The sequence below is a fragment of the Bacillus sp. FSL W8-0519 genome (assembly GCF_038005585.1).
GTDB lineage: Bacteria > Bacillota > Bacilli > Bacillales > Bacillaceae_G > Bacillus_A > Bacillus_A paranthracis.
Genome location: NZ_JBBOTL010000001.1, coordinates 2,027,608 through 2,044,739, shown reverse-complemented (window position 1 = coordinate 2,044,739; position 17,132 = coordinate 2,027,608). Strand labels below are relative to the sequence as shown.

At 34.3% G+C, this 17,132-nt stretch carries 18 protein-coding genes and 1 pseudogene; 7 read left to right on the top strand and 12 right to left on the bottom strand.

What is annotated here, in order from left to right:
- Positions 1 to 1,400: 1,400 nt before the first annotated feature.
- Positions 1,401 to 1,973 carry a recombinase family protein gene (locus NST14_RS10640; protein ID WP_229143002.1) on the bottom strand — a complete coding sequence of 191 codons (573 nt, stop codon included), beginning with the start codon at positions 1,971 to 1,973 and terminating at the stop codon, positions 1,401 to 1,403.
- A gap of 357 nt (positions 1,974 to 2,330) precedes the next feature.
- Between NST14_RS10640 and NST14_RS10635 the strand changes: the two genes are divergently transcribed.
- A complete protein-coding gene (locus NST14_RS10635) occupies positions 2,331 to 2,624 on the top strand; it encodes a hypothetical protein (RefSeq protein ID WP_229143001.1) in 294 nt (97 codons plus the stop codon).
- A gap of 443 nt (positions 2,625 to 3,067) precedes the next feature.
- Positions 3,068 to 3,301, top strand: a pseudogene (locus NST14_RS10630) (GNAT family N-acetyltransferase); the annotation flags it as partial.
- Positions 3,302 to 3,329: 28 nt separating this feature from the next.
- Here the strand turns inward: NST14_RS10630 and NST14_RS10625 are convergent.
- From NST14_RS10625 to NST14_RS10600, 6 genes are read right to left on the bottom strand one after another with little or no spacing between them, the layout of a single operon-like run.
- Positions 3,330 to 4,211 (bottom strand): phosphotransferase family protein, encoded by an 882-nt coding sequence (locus tag NST14_RS10625; protein ID WP_001224479.1) that lies wholly within the window; start codon positions 4,209 to 4,211, stop codon positions 3,330 to 3,332.
- A 31-nt stretch (positions 4,212 to 4,242) separates the two neighbouring features.
- Complete coding sequence (locus tag NST14_RS10620; RefSeq protein WP_000570284.1) at positions 4,243 to 4,671, bottom strand: GNAT family N-acetyltransferase; 429 nt, start codon at positions 4,669 to 4,671, stop codon at positions 4,243 to 4,245.
- Positions 4,668 to 5,039 (bottom strand): hypothetical protein, encoded by a 372-nt coding sequence (locus NST14_RS10615; RefSeq protein ID WP_000688092.1) that lies wholly within the window; start codon positions 5,037 to 5,039, stop codon positions 4,668 to 4,670. The genes NST14_RS10620 and NST14_RS10615 overlap by 4 nt, the downstream gene beginning before the upstream one ends.
- Before the next feature lie 12 nt (positions 5,040 to 5,051).
- On the bottom strand, positions 5,052 to 5,537 hold the full coding sequence (locus NST14_RS10610; protein WP_000222822.1) for a GNAT family N-acetyltransferase: 486 nt from the start codon (positions 5,535 to 5,537) through the stop codon (positions 5,052 to 5,054).
- Entirely contained in the window at positions 5,534 to 6,094 is a 561-nt protein-coding gene (locus tag NST14_RS10605) for a 2'-5' RNA ligase family protein (RefSeq protein ID WP_000270870.1), read from the bottom strand. The genes NST14_RS10610 and NST14_RS10605 overlap by 4 nt, the downstream gene beginning before the upstream one ends.
- 6 nt (positions 6,095 to 6,100) lie before the next feature.
- Complete coding sequence (locus tag NST14_RS10600) at positions 6,101 to 6,667, bottom strand: GNAT family N-acetyltransferase (RefSeq protein ID WP_073540519.1); 567 nt, start codon at positions 6,665 to 6,667, stop codon at positions 6,101 to 6,103.
- A 136-nt stretch (positions 6,668 to 6,803) separates the two neighbouring features.
- Here NST14_RS10600 and NST14_RS10595 point away from each other — a divergent pair, with 136 nt between their 5' ends.
- Complete coding sequence (locus NST14_RS10595) at positions 6,804 to 7,421, top strand: DUF1648 domain-containing protein (protein ID WP_001065180.1); 618 nt, start codon at positions 6,804 to 6,806, stop codon at positions 7,419 to 7,421.
- Between the two features lie 29 nt (positions 7,422 to 7,450).
- Here the strand turns inward: NST14_RS10595 and NST14_RS10590 are convergent, their stop codons facing one another.
- Both NST14_RS10590 and NST14_RS10585 read right to left on the bottom strand, forming a co-directional pair.
- Entirely contained in the window at positions 7,451 to 8,578 is a 1,128-nt protein-coding gene (locus NST14_RS10590) for a metallophosphoesterase (RefSeq protein ID WP_229143000.1), read from the bottom strand.
- 147 nt (positions 8,579 to 8,725) lie between these two features.
- The gene (locus tag NST14_RS10585) at positions 8,726 to 9,148 is read right to left on the bottom strand and encodes a GNAT family N-acetyltransferase (protein ID WP_001021919.1); all 423 of its coding nucleotides are present in this window, start codon (positions 9,146 to 9,148) and stop codon (positions 8,726 to 8,728) included.
- Between the two features lie 130 nt (positions 9,149 to 9,278).
- Here NST14_RS10585 and pdxR point away from each other — a divergent pair, with 130 nt between their 5' ends.
- A complete protein-coding gene (pdxR, locus tag NST14_RS10580; RefSeq protein ID WP_073540517.1) occupies positions 9,279 to 10,679 on the top strand; it encodes a MocR-like pyridoxine biosynthesis transcription factor PdxR in 1,401 nt (466 codons plus the stop codon).
- A 46-nt stretch (positions 10,680 to 10,725) separates the two neighbouring features.
- Here pdxR and NST14_RS10575 read toward each other — a convergent pair whose 3' ends face one another.
- Together NST14_RS10575 and NST14_RS10570 are read right to left on the bottom strand one after the other, a co-directional pair.
- On the bottom strand, positions 10,726 to 11,571 hold the full coding sequence (locus NST14_RS10575) for a YitT family protein (protein ID WP_000755132.1): 846 nt from the start codon (positions 11,569 to 11,571) through the stop codon (positions 10,726 to 10,728).
- A gap of 167 nt (positions 11,572 to 11,738) precedes the next feature.
- Positions 11,739 to 12,947, bottom strand: coding sequence for a macrolide family glycosyltransferase (locus NST14_RS10570; RefSeq protein ID WP_073540516.1), 1,209 nt, complete (start codon positions 12,945 to 12,947; stop codon positions 11,739 to 11,741).
- A gap of 385 nt (positions 12,948 to 13,332) precedes the next feature.
- On the opposite strand from NST14_RS10570, the gene NST14_RS10565 reads away from it, so the two are divergent.
- From NST14_RS10565 to NST14_RS10555, 3 genes are read left to right on the top strand one after another with little or no spacing between them, the layout of a single operon-like run.
- On the top strand, positions 13,333 to 14,211 hold the full coding sequence (locus NST14_RS10565) for a hypothetical protein (protein ID WP_061535790.1): 879 nt from the start codon (positions 13,333 to 13,335) through the stop codon (positions 14,209 to 14,211).
- 23 nt (positions 14,212 to 14,234) lie between these two features.
- Positions 14,235 to 15,122, top strand: a complete 888-nt coding sequence (locus NST14_RS10560; RefSeq protein WP_061535791.1) for a GNAT family N-acetyltransferase — start codon at positions 14,235 to 14,237, stop codon at positions 15,120 to 15,122.
- Positions 15,115 to 15,828, top strand: a complete 714-nt coding sequence (locus tag NST14_RS10555; RefSeq protein WP_000038489.1) for a class I SAM-dependent DNA methyltransferase — start codon at positions 15,115 to 15,117, stop codon at positions 15,826 to 15,828. Before NST14_RS10560 ends, NST14_RS10555 begins: the two co-directional genes overlap by 8 nt.
- A 20-nt stretch (positions 15,829 to 15,848) precedes the next feature.
- Here the strand turns inward: NST14_RS10555 and alr are convergent, their stop codons facing one another.
- A complete protein-coding gene (gene alr, locus NST14_RS10550) occupies positions 15,849 to 17,024 on the bottom strand; it encodes an alanine racemase (protein WP_061535810.1) in 1,176 nt (391 codons plus the stop codon).
- Positions 17,025 to 17,132: the final 108 nt, after the last annotated feature.

Genomic DNA, 17,132 nt, shown 5'->3' with positions numbered 1-17,132 from the left:
ATGATTGGTTTGGTGATCGGTTTGCGAGACTGCATTAGTACTTCGTAGATACCGTCCTCAAATTGATTCAAAAAACGTTGTATGAAACCGTCAGTATTAAAACAGTATTACCCTTACTCTCTCTTCCAAGAGATTGACCCCACTTTTTCGGGTTTCTCTGTATTCTGTATATAACTATATCAGACCATCTCATAGGCAAGATTCTGAAAGAATTCACCTAATAGATTTCAGCTCAGTTAAAAAATAAATACAAATGACTACTGAGGAAGATTAATTAGTTATCCTATATAGGTTTACTACTTGGTGAAACCAAGAGAAAGACTATATAACTATCCTCAAAGAGTTTATCCTTCTCTAGGTTTTAAGTATTTAAATGCATTTAAAACAAATAACTACCTAAGGCAGAACCAATTAGTTTAACTACAGAGCTAAATCTGTAAAGTATTATCTTCTCATTACTGAGATAGGTAAGTCTTTAAAGCTACTCTCTGTAGGTATTACTTAATTAGTTATCCTTCTCAGGTTTTAAGTATTTATGTTTTGAGAAGTTAAGAACCTATGAGTTGGACTAATTAGTTGAACTTAATAGTTTTAACTCTTTAGGTTTTAACTTACTAGAATTATCTGATGGGGGTTAAACCCTTGGTACTACTGGGTTTACTACTAGTTTTACTACTTAGATTTAACTACAGAGTATCAAAAATAAGCAGTTATTCTTTAAAGGTAAAACTGAGAAGATAAACTCTTAGAGTAGAGCTGAGAGACAGATCACTCTTGAGGGTGCTTTCAAAAATGCCTACCCCTAGCAGAAGCTAGATGTGCCAAGGGATACAGCCGTTTTAAGGACTGTCTAAAAAGGTCAGAGTGTCAAAAATCAGCACTTTTTAGAAGGAGCTAACGAGGACGGACAACGGAGATGTAACTATGAGGGCGAATGTTGGGAGAATAAATTTTATAAAATTGACTGAGGAGATAAAACTCGGGAGGTCGATTTTGTGTCTGTATAGTAACGCTGTATGGCACCATCCGATATGTGCACCCACCCCTATGGTTGTAATACGTGAGGCTAAGGAGGTAAGGCCAAGGAGTATCCCTCCTCAACAGTGACAGAGAGGTAGCTAACGAGATCGACTGTAAGAGTCTAGCCATACAAGGCAACAACGCAAGTAGTACATACGAGCTGGGCTTACCTCCTGTAACCAACTACCGGTCTTCACCTCATATAACTATCAATAACAATTACCTTATGAGCCGGCACTCCTCAGCCTTATATACAAGTAACAACTTACGTATTTACTTATCAGTTCCTCTGTTAGGTACACGCTCAAGAGATGAATCTACATGGTTCATACTCGTATACAAATAAAAAAGAAACCACGAGGCAGCAACTTAATTGTCACCTATCTCGTAGTTCCTTCTTGTAATTTTCTCTTATTAATCTCTTTATATAGCTTACCTTGAGATATCCCTACTTGACTAACAATATCCTTGATAGAGTATTCTCCTGAGTCATACATCTGTAGGGCTACCCTTATTTTGTCATCGTCTAGTTGAGGTCTACCTAATTTAACTCCACGTTTCTTTGCGCTTGCTAGCCCTTCTTTTGTTCGCTCTGCTATTAAGTCTCTCTCAAGTTGGCTGATTACTGCCATCATAGAGAACATAGCTTTTCCAGTTGGCGTTGAAGTATCCATGTTTTCCTTTAGTGACACGAAAGTAACACCCATAGCATTTAACTCTTCGACAGTTGTAAGGATATCCAGAGTGTTCCTTCCTAGCCTACTAATGGCTTCTACAATAACGATATCACCTTCTCGTACTGTATCCATGAGCTGAGTTAGTCCTGCTCGATCTTTTTTAGTTCCGGTATATTTCTCTTGGATTAATCTATCATAGCCATACTTGTTTAGTGCTTCTAATTGTCTATCAAGTAACTGCTCATCAGTTGAAACCCTAGCATAAGCGATTCTCATCAGGTTCCTCTCCCTTACATTTATTGTACCTTTAATGTAACATGAGCGTTTATTAAATGTAAAGGTTTTGTGTAATATTTTATGTAATAACTTTATGTAATACCTAAAAGGCTTAACGGCAAGGTTTGCTTCCCTAGTAAAATGATTACACTTATCTATCGTTTTATGTAATCTTAGCATATAATATTATCAGATTGCTCCCAAAGGACATGGCCGTAGTAACAAGGTCTTTCGTATTCTCTTTTAGCTGATCTAGTTGCTATGGAGGTCGGTTACGATCTCCTATAAAATAAACTTGTAAATTATTTACATAGAGTTATACCTCGGGTAATGTAGTATCTATGGGGGGAATGCAATGTGATAAAGAAGCTATTTAGAAAACTAGCGGATGACTTCAAGAGTGACTGGGGTGCTATGAAGGAACATAAAGAAGCAATGGATCATTTACCTACAAAGGCCGTCCTCGTGTATAGCGGTAGTAGAGAGTTCGTCTTTACAGGTGCCGATATGGTGCTGTTCCTAGGTAGTAGCCGTGATAAGAAGATGTACTTAAAGAATCAACTAACGGGGAGAAACGTTAACTTTTATAAGGACAGCAGAGTATCTTACGAGATGGTGGAATACATAAAAGCTACTAAGGAAATACTTTAGTATGTTAACAATGAATAAAACTAGTGAGGTAGGACTATAAAGGTTCTACCTCTTTTGTTTGTATTGGTGAGGTGGAATAATATGAGTAGTACCTAACAGGGGGATTCTCCAAGGGGATTTTACCTTCTCAGGTAGAGCTTAATAGTTATATTTTTATACCCTTTATAGTTCCTATGTTGATGTACTGAAAAGTGACCACATCGAGGTGGGGGTTTTACCTATTTAGAGCACCTCTTTAGCCCTACCTCTCTCGTTCCTATCCATCAGTTCCTCTGTAGTATCTGGTGCTCCTTAGATTCACCTCAAGGGAAAGATCCTCCTCCTCACAGGATCCATCTGAATAGTTATCCCTTTGATAGTTGACTCACAAGCTTGTAACCTCTATAATTTTCCTAAATGAATAATTAAAAGAGTGGTCACTCATAGATAACACCTCATCAGGCTTAACCTCCGCCTCTACTTCCGCTGAAAATTCATTATCTGCAATGGTTGTTGGCGTATGTACACACCCGAATTACCGCGGAAATGGATTTGCTTCACTCATATTACAAAAAATGATTCAAGACTTTACGAAAGAAAGCCGAACACTTTGCCTGTTTTATAACAATCCAACTGCTGGACGAATTTATAAACGACTAGGGTTTAAAGACATTGGGATGTGGACGATGTATCGATAATAATAAAAAGCCGATTTAAAATCGGCTTTTATACATATTGTGCTATTCCAGCTTCAAAAGCTTTCTTATCATTATTTAGTACGCCAAATAATGCTTCTTGAAGCGCAAATGTACTCTTATAAAAATACATTCGCTCCTTTACTGCTTCTAAATTAGGATAATAGGCTTCAAATAGTTGTAAAAACTCTTCTCCATAACTAGCTAATATGCCAGCAAAATCATAAGCTGGATCTCCAATGCTCGCCCCACCAAAATCTATGACCCCTGAAATATTCTTTTTTGTTGCACTATATAAAATGTTTGTCATGCCAAAGTCCCCATGAACAAGACTAGGAGTAAAGTTAAAATGACTACTTTCATTTAAATATAACTCAAACGATGTTGAGACCTCTTTTCTCGCTACATTTCTCATGAATGGATAAACATGTTCTTTTAATTGGCTATATAAACTATTTATTTCTGAATACATATCAGTACTATCACATTGCATAATACCTTCGAATGTAGATAACGGAATTTCATGCAACTCTTTTAAAAATCTCGCCAATGTGTACGCAAGTTTCTGTAATTGCTTTTCATCATTTATTTCTGTAAAAACATTTTCCCAAAACGGGTCTCCTTCAATCATCTCATAACCTGCAAATACTTTCCCTGGTACTTCATTTTGAAACCCTTGATAACTTGGATTGGGAATTTGAAGCGTAATGAAGGGTCTTATTTTCTCTAGTAACTGTGTTTCTATTCGAAGTTTCTGAATACCTTTTTCATATTTCGGAAACCGGAATACTATATTATCATTTACAATTAACACATCATTATTTTGACCTATTTCATTTATATAAACAGAATTTATTTGCAATTCAGGATACAACCTTTGTAAATACGCAACATACTCATTTTCTTTTCTCATTCTTTCTCTTCTCCCGTTCAAACTATTATTCTCACTTCAAAGTCATAATGACCTGTCTTTCAACAAAACCAAACTGTTCGTACATCTCTTTTGCAAAATTTCCAGCAAATACATTCAAACGAATTTCTGAATAATTCTTTTGTAATTCCTTAATACCAGCCTCCATTAACTTTCTTGACAATTCTTTCCCGCGGTACTCTGGAAAAACATACAATTCGTATATAAACCCTAGTTTTTCATGAGAAAAATAGTCCGTATTTTCCCCTATTAATATCCAACCCATTACAACGTTTTCTTCTTTAACGACTAAATAATACGCTCCCTTTTCTACAATCGGCCTTGTAATTTCAATCGCTTTCTCTGTATTTAAACGACAATTTCCCCTCGTACCTTCAAAAAGCGATTGAGCTGCATATTGTATTATTTCGTCCGTTTCTTCCCGATTTGCCTTTTCTATCATTTTTTACAACTCTCCTCTTTAATAGGCATTAATATCGCTCGTTCAAGATCCTCCGCTTCCATAACAATTGCCATCAATCCCTTTTCTGTACTTGTCTCATGAAGCTCCCCCTTTTCCCAAAACACAGCTTGTCCCGCTTCCACCTTCACTTTTTCTTTATTTGCCCCGCATACATATCCTTCTCCGTCCACAATAAGAAGCAGTTGCGATACAACTGCTTCATGATATCCAATTATTCCATTCTCTTTTAAATGCATAGCACCGATATGTATATTCCCTTGATGGTTTACTATTTTCGACATTATGAAATTAGATTGAAATGCTGTAATTTGCTTTCCTACTTTTTCACTAAAATCAAAGATTTTCACTTCTAGTCCTCCTTATATGTATAAAACCATCCTTACTGTCTGCATCATATGTCCTTCAAAATCTTCTTCAAATTCTTCTAATTGTGCAAAACCTTTCGCTTCATAAAAACGTTTTCCTTTTTCATTCGCTGCTTCTACATGAATGTATAGTTTCCGAATTCCTTTTAATACTGTTAACCCTTTTTGTAATAAAGCACTTCCTATCCCTTTCCCTTGTTGATCTGGTAACAAATAAATTGCTCCTAATTCTGCTTCGTTTTGCAGTCTAACAGGTGAAAAATTTGCAAAGCCAATGACTTCTCCCTCTTCTTCTGCAACGAATAAATGTGTATTCTCAAGACGATATTTCATTTTTTCATCAGAATAAGCCTCGTCTAAAAAACTGTCTTGAATCTCTCTCGGAATAATGCCTTCGTATGTATCATGCCAAGCTATTTTCGCTACTGATTGTACAGCATGAATATCTTCCTGCTTCATTTCTCTAATTACATATGTCATCTCGATGTCTCCATTCTCTTTAAATTATATTCTGCTAATATACGAGAAGAAATGGCAGAACCATTTTCATAATTCACCTTTATTAATTTTAATTTCTCAATTGAAGCTGTTGCATGATCAAATTTTTCATAAATATATTCCATTACGCTTAAAAACTGATTTGTATGTAATCTATTTGCAATCGTACAATGCGGAACCCACTTTCCCGGTACGTAATATGAATTTGGGTTGTCATGAAAATTGTTAAAATAATCATGATAAGAATGATGAAATTTTAACAATGCATCAGTAACAGTCGGTGCTAGAAAGACCGTTCCGTTAGTAGGAAAAGTTCCAATAGAAGGAAAAGTTACTGGATCCATATTTTCTTGAATAGCTACAAACTCCCCTAATTTCTCCTTATACAAATGAACATTTAACTCATTATAATCAGCTAACATAATATGAGGTTCTGCTCCGGCTAATTGATTTGTGCCAATAATATTTGTTAATTCATTTTGCAATTCTGTAATTTTATTAGTAAATACACGATCAAATGTAGCAATAATAGCGTACATATCCCTTCACCCCTTTGTTACACATAGCGCTTCCCATTCTTCACGAATCATTCCCATTCGAATAGAGTCATAGTACGTTCCGTTATAATAACGGCATTTTCGCATTCTACCTTCTAAGCTCATTCCTATTTTCTCCGCTACTTTCATCATACGTTCATTACCAGACCAAGTCGTGAGCCCTACTCTACCAATCTCCATCTTTTCAAATAGTAAATCCCGATATAACGTTAACGCTTCTGTACCGTAACCGCCATTCCAGTAAGCCGGATTATAAATGACAATTCCCATCTCCAACCAACGCGTCGGTTTATACTCCCAATAAAATCCGACCGTCCCTATAACTTGACCGTTATGTTCTATAATTAAATTGTATAGCGGTTCTTCTTTTAAACGAGTTTGCATCTTTTCCTTATAGGCTGAGTATTCTTGCATCGAAAACGGAAAATACGGTGCATCCCATTTTTTCCATTCTGGATTTTCTTCTTTAAACACGAGATTCCATAATGTTTTTATATCTGATTCTTCAATTGTACGAATTGTTACTCTATCCCCTTTTATGATTACGCTTTTCATAATTTCCTCCTACACTCCTCTTTATTTCATATATAATTATAATGTTTTTTCTGAAAAATCAAAACAGATATCGTTTATTATATTGTATAATTTTGTTATAAGATACCAATTATTCATGTAGAAAGCTGGTGATTCAATGAATAATCGATTTAGTATTACTTTATTTCTCACTATTGTTACGGCAAATATTATTCTCTATTTCTTCTTACCATCAAATATTGTTACGAAATGGGACTTCAATGGAACGCCTACATCAACAATGGATAAAGCTACTTTTGTTATCGTAAATATAATTATATGTTCTTTCGTATTCTTTTTATTTTTAGCTTTATCTAAAGCAGCGAGTAATCAGAAATTTCTCCTTTGGATCGGCAATACTATTTTACTATTCTTATTTTTTGTCGATATTGTCATTGCCCTTATCGCTCTTGGCTTTTCACTTCCTCTTGATCATTTTATATTTTTAGGATTAGGGCTTTTATTTATATTAATAGGTTATTTCAGTTCCAAAATTGATACGACTGAATCAACTGTTTCATTGGAATGGAATGATAAGCACCTCGAAAAAAGAGCTTCAAATATTTGTAGTATTTCAATGATAATAGCAGGTATTTTACTAGCGGGGCTTCCATTTATCGTTTCTACTCCTTATAGAGGTTATGCTATACTAACAATTATTTTAGGAATGACGCTTGTCATTTTACCGAGTACGATTTATTTACTTATTAAAGATAGCAAGCAATCTACTTCTTAAAAAAAATAGGAGGTTACATCCCTCCTATTTCAGCTAAATATTTTCTTTTTCGTCTTTTCTATCTCAACTAAAATCCCTTTCTCTATCCAGCCTTCTACTCCATCTTTTTTAATTAAATCATATCCTGAGCAGCTACCATTAATGAGAGAAACAATATCCCCTTTTTTTACGCTTATTTGCGCACAAGATATATCCGTTTTCACTGTGTATTCACCTGAATCAAGTTGCTTAATATATTCATCTTTCACATAAAGTAATGTATTCGTTTCCCTTTGCCTGCATATTGTGTAATCTTGCTTCTTCTCCATAGGCTCTATGTAATAATGTGGATAGGTAACCCCGCCCTGCATTGTTGCATCGGCATGAAAATCTGCTATTACTTCATATTCTGGAAAATAGTCTACATATGTATAAGAAAACTTATCACTTGCACTTGTCCTCTGAATGATAAATGCATTTAATTGTCCTGCCTCTTTAATCGTATTTCCACCGTCAATTGCAATAATCTTTTTTCCCTTATCAATAACAGGATTGTTAGATGGTGCCTTCTCTGAATAGTTTACAACAGGCCAATGACCGACAACTACATACTTATTTGCTTTATGTGATTGATTGAAAAACTCCGGTATTGCTATCGCATTTTTTTGTTCTGTCTCTTTCCAATCTTCTCTATCTTCAAGGCCAGCATGTACAAAGATATAATCCTCCGTTTCAATCGCTGTTGGTAATTCTGTTAGCCACTTTATTTCTTTTGAGAAATGGCTCATTAATTTTGTTTTCAATTCACGGATATCACTTTCTTTATGAACGTTAATATTCAATTGCGCTAGCCATTCATTAAAAATTGTATTTTTTCGCGTACACAAATAATTTATTAAAGCAGGATTTTCATTTACAAGTGCTTCAACTACAACTTCACAATTCCCTTCTATTACATACACATTTGGCTTACTAACTACTAGATCCATCACATAGTTTACGACGCCAATACTATTTCTTCCTTTCTCACAAAGATCGCCATTAATAATTAAATAATCTTCATCTTGAAAATTAACTTTATGTAGTAGTTCCTTAAAAAGGTCTAATTCTCCATGAATATCAGAAATAATGATGACTCTTACATCATTTGGTATAGATAATTTCTTTATTTTTTCCAAGTATAAACGCCCCTAACATTCTCTAAATTCAAGATTCCATTTTAAATTTCTAATATTCGACAAATCATATCGCTAGACCTGTCCCTAGCTCAAATCTGAAAAAGAAAATAGGTTCCATATATTTTTACACACGGAACCTACTTAGTATTATAACTCTTTATAAAAAGAATAGCTTACCTTATTAAAGCCCTCTCTTTCATAAAAACGATGTGCATCAATTCTTGGAAATGCAGATGTAAGTACGATAGAACTGCACCCTTCTTCTTTCCCCCATTTTTCTACATATGACAGCAGAACATTACCATACCCTTTTGATCTATGAGCTTCCGCGGTTACAAGGTCATATACATAAACATGTTTCTCATTATAAAAATTCGTACAAATTGCTACACCAGCTAGACTAACAACTTCATTCTCTTCGTTACGCAGCGAAAATAGTTTATAATTTTCTTCTTTCATTTTTTGAAATAAAGAACTTGCTTCTTCTCTTGAAAGTTTTGTTCGTAATTGCTGTAATACGGGAAATACTTCATGTAAATCAGCTTCTGTTACTACTTCTTTAATATTCATTATGATTCTCCCCTTACTATTTATAAAATTTTCTAAATGTTATATCATCATTATAGAAAGTAACTGCCCTTAACTTAAGTGACAGTTCTATTCTTTTTTATAAGGCCAGTATAAAAAGGAGCGTCTACAAATGGATCTGACTATCCCATTAGTGTTACAAAATAAAACACCTATTTACTTACAAATTTACGAATATATGAAACGAGAAATCTCTCATGGATCACTACGTGCCGGTACACGTCTTCCTTCTCACAGAAATTTAGCTATGCAACTTAATGTGAGTCGTATTACAGTTGAATCCGCTTATCAACAATTACTAGCTGAAGGTTACGTAGAAAGCAAACCGAAACGCGGGATTTTTGTTGCGGAAGTAGATATTGATGTCATTCAAAAGAAACAACAAATTGCGTCAAGCAGTACTAACAATAAAGAAAAAGAACAATATGATTATGATTGTAGTCAAGGACTTATTGATCAAAAAGCTTTTCCCATAACAAACTGGAAAAGAGCGTTACACGAAACTTTATTGCAGTATGAAAATGAATTATTTGCTAAAGAAGATCCACAAGGTGAGCTCGTTCTACGAGAACATATTTCAAAGTATTTATATCATGCTCGCGGGGTACATTCTTCACCTGATCAAATTATTATTGGAGCAGGTACGCAGCCTCTTCTTTGGCTACTCCTTCAACTACTTGGTTCAAAAAAAGAATACGGAATCGAAAATCCTGGATTTCACCGTATACCTGCTATGATTCAAAGTTGTGGCCTTCCTGTTCACCCGATCCCTTTAGACGATAAAGGGATTCATATTTCCGCTTTATGTGAATCCGGTTCCAATGTGGCATATGTCACTCCATCTCATCAATTTCCACTCGGAATCATTATGCCATTATCTAGAAGACTCGAGTTATTAAAATGGGCGAATGATTGTAATGGTTATATTATTGAAGATGATTACGACGGGGAATTTCGCTATATAGGAAAACCTATTCCTTCTTTACAAGGGCTAGATTCAAATGAACGTGTTATTTATATGGGAACTTTCTCGAAATCTTTTTTACCTTCTTTACGAATGGGATATATCGTTTTACCACCTCATCTTTTAAAAGTCTATAAAGAACTTGGTGGTATGTTTAAACAAACTGTCTCTACAATGCAACAACTTACCTTTGCTACCTTTATTCAAAGTGGTGATTGGGAACGTCATATTAACCGAAGTCGTACGTTATATAAAAGAAAACATATTTCTTTAATTAAATCTATTAAAAGCGAAATGGGAAATAACGTGCATATACTCGGTGAACAATCCGGGCTTCATATTGTACTTCACGTTCATAACGGGATGAATGAACAAGAACTTATTCATGCAGCTGCAAAAGAACGTATTAAGTTATACCCTCTCTCCACATATGATTTTGTTTATAATGTGAGGGAGGAGTCATATGTATTGCTCGGTTTTGGCAGTATTCGAGAGGAATGTATTGAAACTGTTGTCAAATTACTGAAAAAAGCGTGGTTCCCTAAATAAAAATAGCTCCACGCAAGTTATACTTACGTGGAGCTATTTTTATGCACTATTTTTCTGATCTCATTGCCCTTCCCGGACGTTTGACACCAGTTGTTTCTGTTGAATAGGAAGCTTCAATAATAGCAGTTGGATCTACAGAGAGAACGAGATCTTTCATTTTCGGATAAATGAAACGGTTTGTAATACAATAAATGATTCTCTTATGTTCTCCTAAAAAACCACCTTCTCCATGTAGATACGTAACGGATAATTGCAATTCTTTCATAAGTAGATCGCCTATTTCTTTATTTTTACCAGAAATAATCATAACGCTCTTTCCTTGATTAATGCCATCTAATATGAAATCAATCATCTTCGTAACAATATAGAAAATTGCTAATGAGAACATCGCTTGTTCAATTGAAAACAAAATGGCAACAAAGATGAAAATAACCGCATTTACAGCAAGTAAAAATGTACTAATCGGCACTTTAAAATGTTTATTCATCCAAACAGCTAACATTTCTGATCCATCAATTGCTCCGCCCATTTTTACTACAATTCCTACACCAACACCAAATAGAACTCCTCCATAAAGAACAATTAACAATTCAGAAGTTGTAATTGCTGGAAATGGTTTCAAATAAATCAATCCGAGTGTTGTCACAACATTTGCATAGGACGTACGGATAAAGAACTTCTTTCCCATTACTTTTGCAGTAAATAATAAAATCGGGATATTAATCCCCAAGAACACTCCATAAAGCGGCAATCCTGCAACTTTATTCGCCATAATAGCAATGGCTGTTACCCCGCCATCTACTAATCCATTAGGCGCTAAAATAAGCTCTAATGAACCTGCTACAATAATTGAGCCAATTGTTAATAATACGTATTCAAATACTTTCTTCATTCATTACCCCCAAAACTTATATATTTTCTTAGTATTATTTTAACGTAATTTCTCTACTAATACAAAGATATCAGTTTATATACACAAAAGTTTCACCTTTATAGTGATTTTTATGTAATTTTTTATTGAAACACACTTACCCATTGTAGTAAGTGTGCCTCAAACATTTATTTAAGTTTCAAGTACGAATTCATTTTCATTTTAAATATTTCATCAACTGCCCTTTTATATCCACCAGCCTTTCGAAGTGACTCTCCAACTTTACGACTATTTTCCTTAAACGTTACATCATTCATCACTTTCTTTACAGACTCTCGTAACAATTCAGAAGTGAGTTCTTTACGATTTAGCCTTATTCCAGCCCCTACTTCATTTACTCGTTTCGCAACTAAAGGCTGATCTCCTGTTACCGGAATTACAACTAATGGGACACCGTAATACAGTGCTTCACTCGAACTATTCATACCACCGTGTGTCACGAATACATCAGCATGCTGTAATACTTCTAATTGTGGCACATAATTATACACCTTAAAGTTATCCGGAATGTTTTCAAATTGACTTATATTTATCTTCTTACCAACAACTAATACGACTGTCGCTTCTACATCTTTAAAAGCTTCAAAACATTTTTCATATAGCTCAGGTTGTTCATTGAAAACTGTTCCCATAGAAATGAAAATCACTTTTTCATCTTTTAAATGTTCAATAGGAAAGCTACCTACTTCTTTTCGAGTAGCAATTGATGGACCGACAAACTTATATGATTCATCAAATACATCTGAACGCGGCTGATATTCTTTTGAAGTATACACAATCGTAATATCACCAGGATGGTTCATAATATCATACATACTAGTACACTTCATTCCATACTGCTTATTCCATTTTTCCATTCCCGCTAAACAAGATTGATACAATGGATTCATTTCATCTACTTCTCTTGATTCATGTTCATCGTTAAAAGTAATGTACTGATTAAAAGCAAACGTTGTACAAGAAGAAACACTAGGTAATTGTAAAACATTGGCTATAATACGTCCTACTGGAAAATGATTATCATATATCAAATAATCGTACTTTTCCCCTTTTGTTTCTTCTACAATTTGAGTAACAATACGTTCTGATGCTTCCATCATATGAGACAGCATCGTCAAAGGACTCCCACCTTCATTTACTCGCTCCATAATATTAATTTGAGAGAGAAAATTCTCAAACTCTCGGAATTGTGCACCTGTTGCTTCAATCTTCTTTCTAAAATCTTCAATACAATACGAAACAACTGTCTCCCCTCGCCGAATTAACTCACTTACAATAGCTAAAGTCGGATTTATATGACCTTCTCCAGGGAAATTTATTACGAGTACGTTTGCCATCATATTCTCTCCTATCTAATATTATTAATAATTAATTATATTAATTAATTTAAAACTATTATAAAGGAATCTATTCTATTTCTTCACATTTTTCTCTTCATTTTATTATTGAGAAATATTTTTCATAACCTACGTTATCCCCCTATTGAAAGTGTGCTTAACTCTTCATTTACTGAAAAATATGAGATTTATATTTGGGTATTTTTACAGATTTATCATCAAAACATTATTTTGATAATTCATACAAAAGTAGAAAAATATAATTTCCAAACTGATTTCTCACCGTAAATTTATTTAAATTCTATGTTGTCCCTATCATTATCCACTTGCAACATATTCTGTTATATAATAAATTTATCGAATTTACAGAAAAAGGAGCAATTTCATGCTACAACAACTATTCGCTTCACCTATTTTATCTATTCAAACTTTACACCCAGGTTATGAAGAACATGCAAGCGATGTGTTTCTTGTTAAAACAGCATTTGAAGAAGTTATTGTTCGTTCCTCAAAAATGACTGAAGAACCAAATAATGATTTTTGGTGGGGATGTAAAAACCTTTTTGGAACCGATCCAAGGAACGTACATCATTTAGAGCATATACACGAATTATTGAAAAAGCATACTAACTTGCCCATCCCCACTATTTTGCAAAAACATGTTTTAAATGGCCGGAAGTATGTTAGTGTCGAAAAACTAACAGGAAGTACGCTCCAATCCTTTATCGGACAATCTGATTCAATTTTATTCAGCCTTGGAAAAGGACTAGCAGAAATTCATTCGTTTCAAGCAAAGTTTATAGGAAACCCATCAGGTACTTTCCAAGTTCCACTAGAAGAATGTAAGTCTCACATATTAAAAGTCAGTAAAGAACTTGTAAATAGATTTTATTCCAATAATGCGAGCATCCGTAACGCATTTCCTACTTTTGAACAACAACTTTCTTCCTTACCGGTACCAAAGGAAGCTACGCTCGTTTTAATTGATATGGACCCTACTCAGTTTTTATCAGATGGTACAACTATTACAGGTTTAGTAGATACAGAAGCTTATGCAGTTGCTCCCCGAGAATTTGATTTTATCGGCTTAGAATATGTATTTACAAAAAAGGAAGCTCATGCTTTTAAACAAGGTTATGAAACCATCATGCCTATTCCTAATCTTGTAGAATGTAGACGTCCTTATCGATATTTGTACCGTTTATTATCTGTTCAGGGCAGTGTGGAATTAGAAAAGTGGCTAAGTCATCCATCCTATTTTTAAATTCGAAGGTGAGAGGTTATGAAATGGAAATTCAGAAAAAGTGTTCTTTAACAGAATGTGAAATACAACAAATGAAAGATTTAGCTCATATTTGCGGGCAACACGATCAAATTGATTACTCGTCAGATTTACATGTAAACTTTTTAACTGCTCGTAATAAAGAAGAGATACATGACTTTTTACTCTATGACGATACTCAATTAGTCGGTGCATTAAGTATGTATGACTTTGAAAGACCTACCAAACTTGAGTTAATAGGCTTTGTTCATCCGAACTATAGGAAACAATATATAGGTACTACTCTTTTACAAACCGCAATGAAAGAAATACGATTAAGAGAGGCAGACGAAGCTCTTCTTATTATGAATGGGGCGTCTGCTTCTGGGAAAGCATTTGCAATACATATGAAGCTACCTTATTTATATAGTGAATATAGTATGGAGTTCAAAGCAAATGGAGCGCAAAAAAGAACGAAGAATGCTATACAACTTACTCTTGCATCTTCAAAATCACTGCTTGATCTGATTGAAATTTCTAGTAAAGCGTTTGGAGATTCAGTAGAAAACACCACTACATGGTTACAAAAGATGATGGATTCATCTTCCCATCAAGTTTACAGTGCTCTTATCGATAAAAAAGTGATAGGAACAATTACAGTTTCTAAAGAAGACCAATCTACTACACTATCAGGATTCGCCGTTCACCCTTCTTATCAAGGGAAAGGATACGGTAAAGATATTCTTACGTCCATGATACATACCCTTATTACAAAAGGAGTTTCAACAATTAAATTAGACGTCGAAACGAAAAATAACCATGCTTTAAAATTGTATACACAATGTGGTTTTGAAATGAAAACGAAGTATGATTATTATAATGTAATGAATTTCGAGGTGAATGCATGTGTCTAAAAAACTAATTTATTCTGATTATGATATTTTCGCATCCATTTATAATAAACATTGGGGGCATTATGCTGAACACTCCTATCTACTTTTGGAAAAACTCATTTTACAATATGCACCACCACATTCTCATATTTTAGATCTTTGCTGCGGGACTGGTCACCTTACTAAGAAATTAATTGAGAATCATTTTGTAGTAACTGGTATAGATGGTTCTGCTCAAATGATTGAATACGCACGTCAAAACGCTCCAGACGCAGCCTTTATCGTCGATGATGCTCGCTATTTCAATATAAATGAGCAATTTCAATATGTTATCTCTACTGGCGATAGCTTAAACCATATTTTAAAATTAGATGAATTAAAAAGTGTTTTTCGTAATGTTTATTCTATATTACATAGTGAAGGTACATTCGTATTTGATATGAATATGGAAAAAGGTTTTCTTGAAAACTGGAGCGCTTCCTTTCACATTTCAGAAACGGAATATGTTTGTACAATCGATTCTACATATGATAATGACAATAAAAAAGCAGTCATGAACTTTATACTATTTCAACATGACATAGATAATAATTGGACAAGAAGTGACTTTTCTTTTGAAGAAGCTTGTTATTCCAATGAAGAAATAATTTCTTTGCTAGAATCCGTAGGTTTTAAGGACATTCAATCACACGGTACAAATAGAACATTTTTCATTTGTCAAAAATAAAAAAACTGAATCATAACGATTCAGTTTTTTCTTAGTATATTTACAATAGCAGTCGTTTCATTATTTTCTTTATATACACGTGGAATTCTTCTGTCTAACATACATGTAACTTCATAGTTAATTGTACCTAACATATCCGCTATTTCTTCTACTGCAATGTTTTCTTCGCCTTGTTTACCGTAGAATACTACTTCGTCTCCCACTTGTACTGGCATTGCTTTTGAAACGTCTAACATGAGCTGATCCATACAAACACGACCAATAACAGGTACTCGAACTCCATTTATTAATGCATGCCCTTTATTAGATAACTGACGGTTATAGCCATCAGCATAACCAATCGGTATAGTGGCAATCCATTCTTCACCAGTCGTTACATACGTATTCCCATAACTTACACCGCGATTTTTCTTTGCATGCTTAATATGAGCTACTTTTGATTTTAACGACAACGCAGGCTGCAGAGAAACAACTGAATGATCTACCTCTTTTGAAGGATACATTCCATAAATTCCGATACCGACACGAACCATATTTTGAAATGTATTGCTAAGTTCCATTGATCCTGCACTATTTGAACTATGAATATATGGGATATGAATTCCTAATTCTTTTGCTGTATTGACAGCTTTTTCAAATAAACTTGTTTGCATATTCGTATATGATTTATCGATTTCATCTGCCGTAGAGTAATGTGTAAACATTCCTACTACCTCTACATACTCCATACGTTTTAATTCCTCTAAAAATGGTTTAACCTCTTCTTCTTGTAAACCAATGCGACTCATTCCTGTATCAATTTTCACCTGAATTTGCGCTTTCTTTTGAAGACGGTTTGCGATTTCATTTATACCTTGTAAATCTTCACTTCTATAAACAGTTATCATTACATCATATTGAATTGCTTCTTCCGCAGATGCTACTGACGTATAGCCTAAAATTAAAATCGGCACGTTAATTCCTGCTTCTCTTAACTCTATCGCTTCATCTACAAATGCAACTGCAAGCTGATTTATTCCTGCTTCAATAGCAGCTTTTGCAACTTCAACTGCCCCATGACCATACCCATTCGCTTTTACAGCAGCCATCATTGCAATATTTTCATCATTCACTCGTTTTTTAAATTCTTTTACATTATGTTTTACTGCATTTAAGTCAACTTCAACAATTGTATCTCTTCCATATTTCAAACTCATTGGTCTAACTCCTAACTCAATAATTGCATTCCATTCTATTTCACGTTTCATATGACCTTTTACAATATAATACTTTTCAATATGCTAGTCAAACTACTAGAATTTTCG